General features: G+C 61.8%; 8 protein-coding genes and 6 tRNA genes. 11 read left to right on the top strand and 3 right to left on the bottom strand.

Translation table 11 applies throughout. The annotated features are described in order from the left end of the window. Positions 1-3 precede the first annotated feature (3 nt). From Q7V20_RS04610 to Q7V20_RS04575, 8 genes are all read left to right on the top strand, one after another. A complete protein-coding gene (locus Q7V20_RS04610) occupies positions 4-3,147 on the top strand; it encodes an efflux RND transporter permease subunit (RefSeq protein WP_304787665.1) in 3,144 nt (1,047 codons plus the stop codon). A 104-nt stretch (positions 3,148-3,251) separates the two neighbouring features. Beyond that, positions 3,252-3,338 (top strand) — tRNA-Leu (locus tag Q7V20_RS04605). A 38-nt stretch (positions 3,339-3,376) separates the two neighbouring features. Further along, positions 3,377-4,696, top strand: a complete 1,320-nt coding sequence (gene tig / locus Q7V20_RS04600) for a trigger factor (protein WP_304787663.1) — start codon at positions 3,377-3,379, stop codon at positions 4,694-4,696. Between the two features lie 211 nt (positions 4,697-4,907). Further along, entirely contained in the window at positions 4,908-5,528 is a 621-nt protein-coding gene (gene clpP, locus Q7V20_RS04595) for an ATP-dependent Clp endopeptidase proteolytic subunit ClpP (RefSeq protein WP_304787661.1), read from the top strand. Between the two features lie 124 nt (positions 5,529-5,652). Further along, a complete protein-coding gene (gene clpX / locus Q7V20_RS04590; RefSeq protein WP_304787659.1) occupies positions 5,653-6,933 on the top strand; it encodes an ATP-dependent Clp protease ATP-binding subunit ClpX in 1,281 nt (426 codons plus the stop codon). 95 nt (positions 6,934-7,028) lie between these two features. After that, positions 7,029-9,458 (top strand): endopeptidase La, encoded by a 2,430-nt coding sequence (gene lon / locus Q7V20_RS04585; protein ID WP_304787657.1) that lies wholly within the window; start codon positions 7,029-7,031, stop codon positions 9,456-9,458. A 133-nt stretch (positions 9,459-9,591) separates the two neighbouring features. Next, positions 9,592-9,667, top strand: a tRNA-Gly gene (locus Q7V20_RS04580). Positions 9,668-9,733: 66 nt separating this feature from the next. Beyond that, positions 9,734-9,807, top strand: a tRNA-Cys gene (locus Q7V20_RS04575). A gap of 26 nt (positions 9,808-9,833) precedes the next feature. On the opposite strand, the gene bla is transcribed toward Q7V20_RS04575, so the two are convergent. Beyond that, positions 9,834-10,742, bottom strand: a complete 909-nt coding sequence (bla, locus tag Q7V20_RS04570) for a class A beta-lactamase (protein ID WP_304787654.1) — start codon at positions 10,740-10,742, stop codon at positions 9,834-9,836. Positions 10,743-10,836: 94 nt separating this feature from the next. Here bla and Q7V20_RS04565 point away from each other — a divergent pair, with 94 nt between their 5' ends. Then, positions 10,837-11,295 (top strand): DUF4124 domain-containing protein, encoded by a 459-nt coding sequence (locus Q7V20_RS04565; protein ID WP_304787652.1) that lies wholly within the window; start codon positions 10,837-10,839, stop codon positions 11,293-11,295. 2 nt (positions 11,296-11,297) lie between these two features. Here Q7V20_RS04565 and Q7V20_RS04560 read toward each other — a convergent pair. Further along, positions 11,298-11,387, bottom strand: a tRNA-Leu gene (locus Q7V20_RS04560). Positions 11,388-11,526: 139 nt separating this feature from the next. On the opposite strand from Q7V20_RS04560, the gene Q7V20_RS04555 reads away from it, so the two are divergent. Together Q7V20_RS04555 and Q7V20_RS04550 are read left to right on the top strand one after the other, a co-directional pair. Next, positions 11,527-11,602, top strand: a tRNA-Gly gene (locus Q7V20_RS04555). 99 nt (positions 11,603-11,701) lie between these two features. Further along, positions 11,702-11,775: transfer RNA gene (locus Q7V20_RS04550), tRNA-Cys, on the top strand. A gap of 54 nt (positions 11,776-11,829) precedes the next feature. Here the strand turns inward: Q7V20_RS04550 and Q7V20_RS04545 are convergent. Further along, entirely contained in the window at positions 11,830-13,224 is a 1,395-nt protein-coding gene (locus Q7V20_RS04545) for a PLP-dependent aminotransferase family protein (RefSeq protein ID WP_304787650.1), read from the bottom strand. Positions 13,225-13,661: the final 437 nt, after the last annotated feature.

Raw genomic sequence — 13,661 nt, 5'->3', positions numbered from 1 at the left:
GCTGTGACCGACATCGTCAAGAAACTGCCCGATCCTTCGGCCCGTCATTTCAACCTGTCCCGCTGGGCGCTGGAGCACCCGGCCCTTACGCGCTACCTGATGGTGGTGCTCATGCTGCTGGGCCTGGCCGCCTACTTCCAGTTGGGGCAGGATGAAGACCCGCCCTTTGCCTTCCGGATCATGGTGGTTCGGGCTTACTGGCCAGGTGCCACTGCGCAAGAGATGGCCGAGCAGGTCACTGACAAGATCGAGCGCACGCTGCAGGAAGTGCCTTATGCGGACGTGATCCGCTCGTACAGCAAACCGGGCGAATCGCTGACCTTCATGCAGGTCAAGGATTCTTCACCGCCCAAGGAGATCCCCAACCTCTGGTACCAGGTGCGCAAGAAGGTTGGCGACATCAAGCAGACCTTGCCGCCTGGCGTGGTCGGGCCGTTCTTCAACGACGAATTCGGTGACGTGTACGGCTCCATCTACGCCTTGTCGGCCGATGGCTTCACACCCGAAGAGTTGCGCCAGTTCGCTGAAAAGGTGCGCTCGCAATTCTTGCGCGTGCCCAGCGTGGCCAAGGTCGAGCTGTTCGGCGTGCAGCCCGAAAAGATCTTCATGGAGGTGCCTCAGCAAAAGCTGGCCCAGATGGGGCTGAACATGGGCGAATTCATCCAGCAACTCAATGCCCAGAATGGCATCGAGGGCGCGGGGGTGTACTCGGGTGCGAACGACAGCATCCAGATGCGCATCACCGGGGCATTCACCTCGATCGACCAGCTGCGTCAGATGCCCATCCGGGCCGTCAATCCGGCCACGGGCCAAGCCCGAACCGCCCGGCTTGGCGATGTCGCCACCATCCGCCGCGCGTACGAGTCACCTGCGACCACCAAGGTTCGCCACAACGGCAAGGACATCATCGCGGTGGGCATCTCCATGGCCAAGGGCGGTGACATCATCCAGTTGGGCAAGAACCTGACCGCCGCCGCCGACAAGCTGCACGCCGACCTGCCTGTGGGCATCGAGCTGGACCAGATCCAGGACCAGCCCAAATCGGTGTCCAGCTCGGTGGGTGAGTTCGTTCGCGTGCTGATTGAGGCCGTGGCCGTGGTGCTGGCCGTCAGCTTCATCAGCCTGGGCCTGCACACCAAGCCATTGCGACTGGACATCTGGCCTGGCCTGGTGGTGGCCATCACCATCCCGCTGGTGCTGGCCGTCACCTTCCTGATCATGTACTTCTGGAATGTGGGCCTGCACAAAATCTCGTTGGGGGCGTTGATCATTGCCCTGGGCCTGCTGGTGGACGACGCCATCATCGCGGTCGAAATGATGGTGCACAAGCTGGAGGAGGGCTATGACAAGGTCGCCGCCGCCACCGCCGCCTACGACATCACCGCCATGCCCATGCTGACCGGCACGCTGATCACCGCGGCGGGCTTCCTGCCCATCGGCCTGGCGCAATCGGCGGTGGGCGAATACACCTTCGCCATCTTCGCCGTCACGGCCGCCGCCTTGATCGTGTCCTGGGTGGTCTCGGTCTATTTTGTGCCTTACCTGGGTCAGCACCTGCTCAAGACGCGGCCCAAGGTTCAGACGGTGGACGGTGCGCCCAAGGCCGATCTGCATGACACCCCGTTCTACCGGCGTTTCAAGGCCCTGGTGAACTGGTGCGTGGAACACCGCTGGATCACCATCGGCCTGACCATCCTGGCCCTGGTGCTGGGCGTGCTCGGCATGGGCAAGGTGCAACAGCAGTTTTTCCCCGACTCCAGCCGCCCCGAGCTGATCGTGGACCTTTGGATGCCCGAAGGCACCAGCTTTGACGCCACCGAGGCCGTGGCCAAGCGTTTCGAGGCGCGGATCATGAAGGAAGAGGGCGTCAAGTCCGTCAGCACCTGGATCGGCTCTGGCGTGCCGCGCTTCTACCTGCCCATGGACCAGATCTTCCCGCAGAGCAACGTCAGCCAGGCGGTGGTCATGCCGACTGACCCGCAGATGCGCGAAACGCTCCGCGCCCGCTTGCCCGAATTGCTGGCCACCGAGTTCCCGGAAGTGCGAGGCCGCCTGCGCCTGTTGCCCAACGGTCCGCCGGTGCCTTACCCGGTGCAGTTCCGCATCGTGGGAGAGGATCCCACCCAACTGCGCCACTGGGCTGAAGAAGCCAAGACCTTGATGCGTGCCCACCCCAACATGACGGGTGTCAACGACAACTGGAACGAACAGGTCAAGGCCATCCGCCTGGTCGTGGACCAGTCCAAGGCGCGGGCCCTGGGTGTGACCAGCCAGTCGATCGCACAAGCCATCCGCGTGACCACCTCGGGCACCACCGTGGGCCAGTACCGCGACCAGGACCGCCTCATCGACATCGTCATGCGCACGCCTTTGTCGGAGCGTGCCACCTTGAGCGCGCTGGACAACTCCTACATCCCCACTGCCAACGGCCGCATGGTCCCGGTGCTGCAGGTGGGCAAGCCGCAGCTGGTGTGGGAGCCTGGCGTGCTGTGGCGTGAAGGCCGCCACTTCGCCATCACCGTGCAGGGTGATGTCACCGAAGGCACGCAAGGGCCCACCGTCAGCACGGCCTTGTGGCCGCAGATGATGGCCCTGCAGCAAAAGATGCCCCCTGGCTTCCACGTCGAGCTGGCCGGCACGGCCGAAGAAAGCAGCAAGGGCCAGGGCTCGATCTTCGCCAACATGCCTGCCATGCTGTTCATCATCTTCACCCTGTTGATGCTGCAACTGCAAAGCTTCTCGCGCGCCTTGCTGGTGTTCCTGACCGGCCCCATGGGCATCGCGGGTGTGGCGGCTGCATTGCTGCTGCTGAACCGGCCGTTCGGCTTTGTCGCCTTGCTGGGTGTGGTGGCCCTGATGGGCATGATCATGCGCAACTCCGTCATCCTGATCGACCAGATCGAGCAGGACCGTGCCCAAGGCGTGGCCGACTGGGACGCCATCGTCGGTGCGGCGGTGCGCCGTTTCCGTCCGATCGTGCTGACCGCCGCCGCCGCCGTGCTGGCCATGATTCCCCTGACCCGCAGCGTGTTCTGGGGGCCCATGGCCGTCGCCATCATGGGTGGCCTGATCGTGGCCACCGCCTTGACCCTGCTGGCCCTGCCGGCCATGTACGCGGCCTGGTTCCGGGTACGCAGGCCCGCATGAGGGTCGCCGCTGGTGAAAACTGTGCTCAGGGCACGGTAGAATCGGCGGTTCCGACCAAATAGCCTACTTGGCTGCATCAGTGCAGTCCGGTTGTCAAAGTCGATGCGCGGGTGGCGAAATTGGTAGACGCACCAGGTTTAGGTCCTGACGCCAGCAATGGTGTGGGGGTTCGAGTCCCCCCCCGCGCACCAGGCCTTTTATCAATCACCTAATTTTGAGAGTACATAACATGGCTGTCACCGTGGAGACCCTCGACAAGCTGGAACGACGCATCACGCTGTCGCTGCCAGCCGACGTGCTCAGGAACGAAGTCGACGCCCGCTTGAAGAAGCTGGCCCGCACCGTCAAGGTAGACGGCTTCCGTCCTGGCAAAGTGCCCATGACCGTGGTCGCCCAGCGCTACGGCTATTCCGTCCAGTACGAAGTTGTCAACGACCAAGTTGGCCAAGCCTTCTCCAAGGCCACGGCCGAAGCGCAACTGCGCGTCGCTGGCCAGCCCCGCATCGCGGAAAAAGAAGGCTCGTCCGCTGAAGAAGGCAAACTGCTGTTCGACGCCACCTTCGAGGTCTATCCCCAAGTCGTCATCGGCGATCTGGCCACCGCCGAAGTCGAGCGCGTGACCGCCGAAGTCAACGAAGCCGCCATCGACCGCACCGTCGAGATCCTGCGCAAGCAACGCCGCACGTTCGAACAACGCGCGGCCACTGATGTCGCTGCCGATGGTGACCGCGTCACCATCGACTTCGAAGGCAAGATCGACGGCGTGCCGTTTGACGGCGGCAAGGCCGAGGGCTACCAGTTCCTGCTGGGCGAAGGCCAGATGCTCGAAGCTTTCGAGAAGGCTGTGCGCGGCATGAAGACGGGCGAGTCCAAGACTTTCCCCCTGAAGTTCCCTGACGACTACCACGGCAAAGACGTGGCCGGCAAGGAAGCCGACTTCCTGGTGACCCTGAAGAAGCTGGAAGCGCAAAACCTGCCCGAAGTGAACGAAGAGTTCGTCGCCAGCCTGGGCCTGCCCGAGTCTTCGATCGAAGCGCTGCGCGCTGACATCAAGAAGAACCTCGAGCGTGAAGTGAAGTTCCGCGTGGCCAGCCGCAACAAGGCTGCCACCATGGACGCGCTGCTCAAGATCGCCGAGTTCGACGTGCCCAAGTCTTTGGTCGCCGCCGAAACCGACCGCCTGGTGGAAGGCGCCCGCGCCGACCTGAAGGCCCGTGGTGTCAAGGATGCCGACAAGGCCCCGATCCCCGCCGAAATGTTCCAGCCTCAAGCCGAGCGCCGCGTGCGCCTGGGCCTGATCGTGGGCGAGTTGGTGCGCACCAACAACCTGCAAGCCAAGCCCGAGCAGTTGCAAGAGCACATTGCCGAGCTGTCGCAAAGCTACGAGCAGCCCCAGCAAGTGGTGGCTTGGTACATGAGCGACCGCCAACGCATGGCCGAAGTCGAAGCCGTGGTGATCGAGGCCAATGTGGTCGATTTCATCCTGACCAAGGCCAAAGTCACCGACAAAGGCCTGGGCTTTGAAGAACTGATGGGCCAGCAAGGCTGATTTGCCCCTGTCCGACCGGGGTTTCGGCCCCGGCAAAGGCACCTGCCAATCCCCAGTGGAGGCAGGTGCCTTTTATTTTGTCGGAACGCCCCCATGTGCGTCCTAGCAACGGAAAGACGACAAGGACACTCTCCCGCTTTTTCCGGCGTTCTGGCGGGCCTTCCGAGGCGCCATAATCAAATCACGCATTGAATATTCCCTAAGGAAGCACATGAGCGCACTGGACACACAAAACCTGGGCTTGGTGCCCATGGTCATCGAGACATCAGGCCGCGGCGAACGCGCCTACGACATCTACAGCCGTTTGCTGCGCGAGCGGGTGGTTTTCCTGGTGGGACCGGTCAACGACCAATCGGCCAACCTGGTCGTGGCACAGCTGCTGTTCCTGGAGAGCGAAAACCCTGACAAGGACATTTCGCTTTACATCAATTCGCCAGGCGGCAGCGTGAGCGCGGGCATGTCGATCTTCGACACCATGCAGTTCATCAAGCCTGACGTGTCCACCTTGTGCATGGGCATGGCCGCCAGCATGGGCGCCTTCCTGCTGGCCGCGGGCGCCAAGGACAAGCGTTTTGCCTTGCCCAACTCCAAGATCATGATCCACCAGCCCTTGGGCGGCACGCAAGGCCAGGCCACGGACATCGAGATCCACGCTCGCGAGATCCTGAAAACCCGTGAGCAGCTCAACCGCATCCTGGCCGAGCGCACGGGCCAATCCCTGGAAAAGATCCAGTTGGACACCGAGCGCGACTACTACATGTCCGCTTCGGAGTCCGCCACCTACGGTTTGATCGACAAAGTGCTGGAAAAGCGCCAGGCCGCAGCTTCCTGATGCGCGGGCAGGCCGGATCCGAGGTAAAGCCCCAGCAAAGGCTTCTTCTTCGACCGGCCGCCTCCCAAGGCGTTTGACTTATCATCATCACCAACATTTGCTGACTCACTGACAGGCCTGCCCCATGTCCGAAAAAAAAGGCTCTTCCAGCGAAAAGATCCTGTACTGCTCCTTCTGCGGTAAGAGCCAGCACGAGGTCAAGAAGCTCATCGCCGGCCCGTCGGTCTTCATTTGCGACGAGTGCATCGACCTGTGCAACGACATCATCCGTGATGAGGTTGCCGCCGAGGCAGAGCACACCACCCGCCCCGCCAAGAGCGATTTACCCACCCCTGGCGAGATCAAGGCCCAGTTGGACCAGTACGTGATCGGGCAGGACACCGCCAAGCGCACGCTGTCGGTGGCGGTGTACAACCACTACAAGCGCTTGCGCCACATGGGCGCGGGCGATGGCAAAAAGCCAGACATCGAGCTGTCCAAGAGCAACATCCTGCTGATCGGCCCCACGGGTTCCGGCAAGACCTTGCTGGCGCAGACGCTGGCCCGCCTGCTCAACGTGCCTTTCGTGATCGCCGACGCCACCACGCTGACCGAAGCCGGTTACGTGGGCGAAGACGTCGAGAACATCATCCAGAAGCTGCTGCAGAACTGCAATTACGAGGTCGACAAGGCCCAGCGCGGCATTGTCTACATCGACGAAATCGACAAGATTTCGCGCAAGTCCGACAACCCGTCGATCACGCGTGATGTGTCGGGTGAGGGCGTGCAACAAGCACTGCTGAAGTTGATCGAAGGCACGATGGCTTCGGTGCCTCCACAAGGTGGCCGCAAGCACCCTAATCAAGACTTCTTGCAGATCGACACGACCAACATCCTGTTCATCTGCGGTGGCGCCTTCGATGGCTTGGAAAAGATCATCCAGAACCGTTCGGTCAAGTCCGGCATCGGTTTTGGCGCCTCGGTCAAGAGCAAGGAAGACCGCAAGCTTTCTGAGGTGTTCCGCGAGGTGGAACCTGAAGATCTGATCAAGTTCGGCATCATTCCCGAACTGATTGGCCGCATGCCCGTGGTCGCCACTCTGGGGGAGTTGACGGAAGACGCCCTGGTGCGCATCCTGACCGAACCCAAGAACGCGCTGATCAAGCAGTATCAACAACTGCTGGGCATGGACGGTGTCGAGTTGGAAATCCGTCCTGCCGCCTTGACGGCCATTGCCCGCAAGGCTCTGAACCGCAAGACCGGCGCCCGTGGTTTGAGGTCCATCCTGGAGCAATCCTTGCTGGACACGATGTTCGAATTGCCAACCCAGGAAGGAGTGCAAAAGGTGGTGCTGGATGAACCCACCATTGATGAAAACGCCAAGCCCCTGTTGGTGTACCGGGAACAGGTCAAGGCCAGCGCTTGATTCTGAACATCCTGCTCTGATGGGTGTCGGTCACCCGGCGCCCTTGTGTTTTGGTTTTGGAGCCCCATCTGGGACTCTGACAAAGAAAGGCCATCATGTCAGGACATCCCATCCTTCCCTCTGATCCCATCAGCCTGCCGCTTCTGCCGCTGCGCGATGTGGTCGTCTTTCCCCACATGGTGATCCCACTGTTCGTGGGTCGCCCCAAGTCCATCAAGGCGCTCGAAGCCGCCATGGAAGCCGGTCGTCAGATCATGCTGGTCGCTCAAAAAGCGGCAGGCAAAGACGAACCCAAGGCCGAGGACATGTTCGAAATCGGTTGCGTTTCCAGCATCTTGCAGATGCTGAAATTGCCCGATGGCACCGTCAAGGTGCTGGTCGAAGGCGTGCAGCGCGCCAATACTTCGTCGATCGACGATTCCGGTGAGTTCTTCACCTCGGTGGTCGTGCCCGTGCAGCCCGAGGCCAACGTCACGCCCGAAGTCGAAGCCCTGCGCCGCGCCGTGACGCAGCAGTTCGACCAATACGTCAAGCTCAACAAGAAGATCCCGCCCGAGATCCTCACTTCGATCTCCGGCATCGACGACGCTGGCCGCCTGGCCGACACCATTGCCGCTCACCTGCCTTTGAAGCTGGAAGCCAAGCAATCGGTGTTGGACCTCTTCTCGGTCTCGCAACGCCTCGAAAAGCTGCTCGAACAACTCGAGCACGAAGTCGACATCCTGCAGGTCGAAAAGCGCATCCGTGGCCGCGTCAAGCGTCAGATGGAGAAATCCCAGCGCGAGTACTACCTGAACGAGCAGGTCAAGGCCATCCAGAAAGAACTGGGTGAAGGCGAAGAGGGCGCTGACCTCGAAGAGCTGGCCAAGAAGATCGAAGCCGCTCGCATGCCCAAAGAGGCGCGCAAGAAGGCCGATGCAGAGCTCAAGAAGCTGCGCCTGATGTCGCCCATGTCGGCCGAGGCCACCGTGGTGCGCAACTTCATCGACACGATCGTGGCGCTGCCTTGGGCCAAGAAGACCAAGATCAAGCACAACCTGGCGAACGCTGAAGCGGTCTTGAACGAAGACCACTATGGCCTGGACAAGGTCAAGGAACGCATCCTTGAGTATCTTGCTGTCCAACAACGTGTGGACAAGGTCAAGGCGCCCATCCTGTGCCTGGTCGGCCCTCCGGGCGTCGGCAAGACCTCGCTGGGGCAGTCGATTGCCCGCGCCACCGGTCGCAAGTTCGTTCGCATGGCCCTGGGTGGCGTGCGTGACGAGGCCGAGATCCGTGGTCACCGCCGCACTTACATCGGCTCGATGCCGGGCAAGGTGCTGCAATCGCTCTCCAAGGTGGGCACGCGCAATCCACTGTTCCTGCTGGACGAGATCGACAAGCTGGGCATGGACTTCCGGGGCGACCCGTCGTCGGCCCTGCTGGAGGTGCTCGACCCCGAGCAGAACCACACCTTCGGCGACCACTACATCGAGGTCGACTTCGACTTGTCGGATGTGATGTTCGTGGCGACGTCCAACTCGCTGAACATCCCGCCCGCCTTGCTCGACCGCATGGAAGTGATCCGCCTGGCGGGTTACACCGAGGACGAGAAAGTCTCGATCGCGCAAACGTACTTGCTGCCCAAACAGCGCAAGAACAATGGCGTGAAGGACGAAGAGCTGGAAGTGGCCGAATCCGCCATCCGTGGCGTGATCCGTTACTACACCCGCGAGGCTGGTGTGCGTTCGCTTGAGCGTGAAGTCTCCAAGATCTGCCGCAAGGTGGTCAAGGGCCTGGCGCTGAAGCAATACACCGGCAAGGTGGTCGTCAATGAGGACAACCTCAACGACTTCCTGGGGGTGCGCCGCTATGACTATGGGCAGGCGACGAAGGACAACCAGGTTGGCCAGGTGGTTGGCTTGGCGTGGACGGAAGTGGGCGGCGATCTGCTCACCATCGAATCGGCCAGCATGCCGGGCAAGGGTGTCATTACCCGCACGGGTTCGCTGGGCGATGTGATGAAGGAGTCGGTCGAGGCTGCCCGCACGGTGGTGCGCAGCCGCGCTGCCCGCCTGGGCATCAAGGATGAGGCGTTCGAGAAGCGCGACATCCACATCCACGTGCCTGATGGCGCCACGCCCAAGGATGGTCCGAGTGCAGGCGCAGCCATGGCGACAGCCCTGGTGTCGGTGCTCACGGGCATCCCTGTCAAGGCCTCGGTGGCCATGACGGGCGAGATCACGCTGCGAGGCGAGATCACGGCCATCGGTGGCTTGAAAGAGAAGCTGCTGGCCGCACACCGTGGTGGCATCAAGACGGTGCTCATCCCTGAAGAAAATGTGAAGGACCTTCAGGAGATCCCCGAGAACGTCAAGAGCGCCATCGAGATCGTGCCCGTGAAGTGGATCGACAAGGTGTTGGAAATTGCCTTGGAGCGCATGCCCACGCCTTTGCCTGAGGAAGAGGCCAAGGTGGAGGTCAAGCCGGATGCTGCGCCCGCAGCGGCCGCGCCGCCGACATCAACCGAGGCCGTGAAGCACTGATTGTTGTTGGCAAAAATCAGCGAAGCTTGATGAAAGCACCAAAATCGGTGTATAGTTCAGGTCTTCGCTGATTGCAGCAACCGGCACACCAAACGGTTGCACTCTTCACAGAGTCAAGCGCAAAACAGTCGATGCGGGAATAGCTCAGTTGGTAGAGCGCAACCTTGCCAAGGTTGAGGTCGCGAGTTCGAGTCTCGTTTCCCGCTCCAGAATGCAGAGGGAAGCCCCCGTTTTAACGAAGGCTTCCCTTTTTCGCATGAGAAGATTGCATAAACGGCGCGATAGCAAAGCGGTTATGCCCCGGATTGCAAATCCGGTTAGCCCGGTTCGACTCCGGGTCGCGCCTCCACTCCCTTCCCCAGTACCAGATCAGCATCACCGATGACGGTGCAGTGCTTCGGCGACGATGCGCGCTGCGGCCGCCACCACGTCATTGCGCATGGGGGCCGCCTTGTCAGGCTGCGTGAAGTAGATGGCCAGGACGATGGGCGACCCCGTGGGTGGCCACAGCACCGCGATGTCGTTGGTGGTGCCATGGTCGCCCGCCCCCGTTTTGTCGCCCACCACCCAATCTGCCGGAACGCCCGCGCGGATGCGTGTGGCCCCGGTGGTGTTGCCGCGCAGCCAAGCCTGCAATTGATCACGCTGAGGATCGGCCAGCACGTTGTTCAATGCCAAGCCTTGCAGGCTGCGCGCCATGTTGTTGGGTGTGGAAGTGTCCCGAGGATCGCCGGGGATGGCGGTGTTCAAGTCGGTTTCCCAGCGGTCCAGCCGAAAGGTTTCATCACCAATGGAACGGGCGAATGCGGTGACCGCAGAAGGCCCGCCCAGTAACTTCATCAGCAGGTTGGCGGCGGTGTTGTCGCTGTGTTGAAGGGCGGCGGCGCACAGATCAGCCACCGTCATGCCCTGGCCAACATGCTTGCCGGTGATGGGTGAGTGGGCGACCAGGTCGCTGGCGTCATAGGCGATGCGTTGCTGCATCAAGGCGGGCTCTTTGGTGCTGCGGTTGAGCACCGCGCCCACGGCCATGACTTTGAAGGTGCTGCACAGCGGGAAGCGCTCATCGGCGCGGTGCTGCACATGGGCATTGTTGGCCACATCGAAAGCGGCCACGCCCAGGCGACCGCCCGAGCCGGCCTCCAGTTGGGCCAGCAGCGCTTCGGCGGTGAACGTTTTTTTGGCGTTGGGAGCGGGCACGGTGGCGGCGGTGGTGCAGGCTGCGAAAAATGGGGCTGAAGCGCAGGCCAGCAGCAATGAGCGGCGAAGGGGTGAATGGTTCATGGATGAAATCTGGGCAATTGGTGTGCCGTGAGCAGGGCATGGGTACTGCGTGGACACTCAAATTGCATTAGCCTTGTGGCGAAGGAGTTGGAACATGGCTGGGCGTTTTGCATTCTTCCTGATGAGCTTGGCGGTGATGTCGATGGCTTGCGCCGCCGATGTCTATCGCTGGACAGACGGGCAAGGTAAATCGCATGCGTCAGACCGGCCGCCCGAGCGGCACCAAGGCAAAGTGCGGCGAGACCATTACAAAACGCACGAGTTGACCGAGCGCCAGCGCGAAGAAGCCAAAAGCAGGGCGTTGGCCGAGAAGTCGCTGCGGGATCGAAGTGTCTATTTGCCGCCAGCGATGCCAACGGACCTGGGTGCCGACGAGCCGCTGCCAGAAGCGCAGCGCCAGGAAATCGAGTGTGAACGCATGACGCGCCTGTACAGGGAAAGCGAGGCGTGTTTTGCGCCTTACAAGTTGTGGAATGGCGCGACCAGGGCAGAGGCTTTTCAGTACTGCGCGGTGGTGGTTGAGCCATCCATCAAATGTGGCTACGTGAAATAGATTGGTGCCCCGGACCGGAATCGAACCGGTACGCCGCTTGCGCAGGCGGCAGATTTTAAGTCTGCAGTGTCTACCAATTTCACCACCGGGGCACGGGCGAGAGTGTAAGCCCAGCCTCTCGGCCTGCGGTCGGTGACAGCGTGATTTTGGTGCAACCTGTTTGCCAACAAGGCTAAAAAAAGTGTATACTTGCGGTCTTGGTTGATGACTGCCGTGCGGTTGCCAAACAATGCGGGAATAGCTCAGTTGGTAGAGCGCAACCTTGCCAAGGTTGAGGTCGCGAGTTCGAGTCTCGTTTCCCGCTCCAGCATTTCGATTCGCCAGATCCTTGATCAGTCGAATCACGAAAAGGAAGCCCCGTGAGATCACAGGCTTCCTTTTTTTGTACAGAATCACGCAGATTTGCGGCGCGATAGCAAAGCGGTTATGCCCCGGATTGCAAATCCGGTTAGCCCGGTTCGACTCCGGGTCGCGCCTCCAGACACTTTTTGAACAAACCCATCGTTGCTGAAAGCGCGGTGGGCTTTTGTCATGTCAGGAGCGCACCGTGGCGTGGGGGTGCAGCGGGTGGTCCAGCGTGTCGGCGATCAGTCTCAAAGCGTCTTCGCATTCACCGCGCGACAACGGTCCGCCCAGGCAGATGCGCACCGCGTCTGGTGGATCGCCATCGGTGGAGAACGCCGCACTGGCCACCACGCCCACCCCTTGCGTGCGCAAGTAGGACGCGAATTCCACGGTGCTCCAGGCGGATGACAGTGGCAACCACAGGTGAAAGCCTTCGGCTTGTGCCAGGAACTGGTGCTGCCCCAGGTGGTGGCTGGCCAGAGATTGGCGTGCCATCGACTCTGCGCGCACGGCGTGCAACATGGCGTCGGCCGTGCCATCGGTGACCCAGCGCGTGGCCAGCGCATTGGTGATGGGCGAGGCCATGACGGTGGTGGCGCGCAGGGCGCCAGCCAGGGTCTGCGCCTTGCGGGCGTTGGGCGCGCAGACGTAGGCGGTGCGCAGTCCGGCGCCCAGGCATTTGCTCAGGCCGGTGACGTAGTAGGTGAGCTCCGGCGCGAGCAGGGCCAAGGGCGTGGGCGCGTGGCGGGGCAGCATGCCGTAGGCGTCGTCTTCGATGATGGGGACGCTGTAGCGCAGGGCGATGTCGGCCAGGGCTTCGCGGCGGCTTTTGGTCACCGTGGTCGTGGTCGGGTTCAGCATGGTGGGATTGCAATACAGGGCTTTGGGCTTGAGCGTTTTGCAGGCCTGCTCGAACTCGAAGGCGCTGGGGCCGTCGTCGTCCAGGGGCAAGGCGTGCAGCTTGATGCCCAGCTGCGTGGCGATGGCCTTGATGCCGGGGTAGGTCAGGGCTTCCACGCAGATCAGCTCGCCGGGGCGGGCCAGTTGTGACACCAGCGCGGCCAGGGCGCTGTGGATGCCGGGGCAGACCAGCACGCGCGATGCATCGCAATCAGGCAGGTGGCGGCGCAGCCATTGCACGCTGGCGTCCTTGTCCTGGGGGGATCCGCCAAAGTCCTGGTAGCGCAGCAGGTCGTACAGATCAGCGCGGGCCATCACGTCCATGGCGCCTTCATGCATGCGTGCCTGCAGGCCAGCGTCTTGCGGCTCGGGCGGCAGGTTCATGGTCATCTCGGCGCCGCTGCCGCCGCGCAAGGGCAGGGACGGGCTGCTGCCGCGCACGTAGCTGCCGTAGCCGGGGCGAGAGTCGATCAGGCCGCGCTTGCGGGCCTCGGCATAGGCTCTGGCCACGGTGGTGTAGTTCAGACTGAGGTCATCGGCCAGTTCGCGCAGGGTGGGCAGGCGGTCGCGCGCGGTGAGGCGGCCGCTGCGCAGGTCTTCGGCGATCAGGTCGGCGATCAGGGTGTAGGCCGGCTGCTCGCTGGATTCAAGGCGGCGCAGCCAGTGCTGGATGGGTTTGCTCATGGCGATTGATCGCATTCATTGATTGCATGTCAGTGAGGTTCATTGATTGCATGGTTTGTGCCTGATGGCATGAGCGCCCCAGCGAGGTCAATCCCAATCAAGGTGCATGGCAGGTCGATGATCGGAGGCATTGATTGCATGGTCTGGCGCGGTTTCGGTGCGCGATTGATCGCGGCTGCTCGGTCATTCATGTGCTCGCCAAACCCTTCAAAAAATATTTTCTGGCCGGCATGGCGCATGGCTTGGACTTGATCGCGGATTGATCGCTTTTCACAGGGCGTCTGGTGGCACATGGTGTGCAAAACAGGCTGGGCACGCAGCGTTTGCGGCGAACACAACCACCGGAGAAGATTCATGCCCAAAGTCACCAAGCCTGCCAACCAAACTGGCGATTTCCTGGTCGATTACGAAGAGAAGGTCTTTGAGGACGTCAAGGC

The organism is Aquabacterium sp. (assembly GCF_030652515.1).
GTDB lineage: Bacteria > Pseudomonadota > Gammaproteobacteria > Burkholderiales > Burkholderiaceae_C > Aquabacterium.
This window is presented reverse-complemented; position numbering and strand designations above follow the sequence as displayed.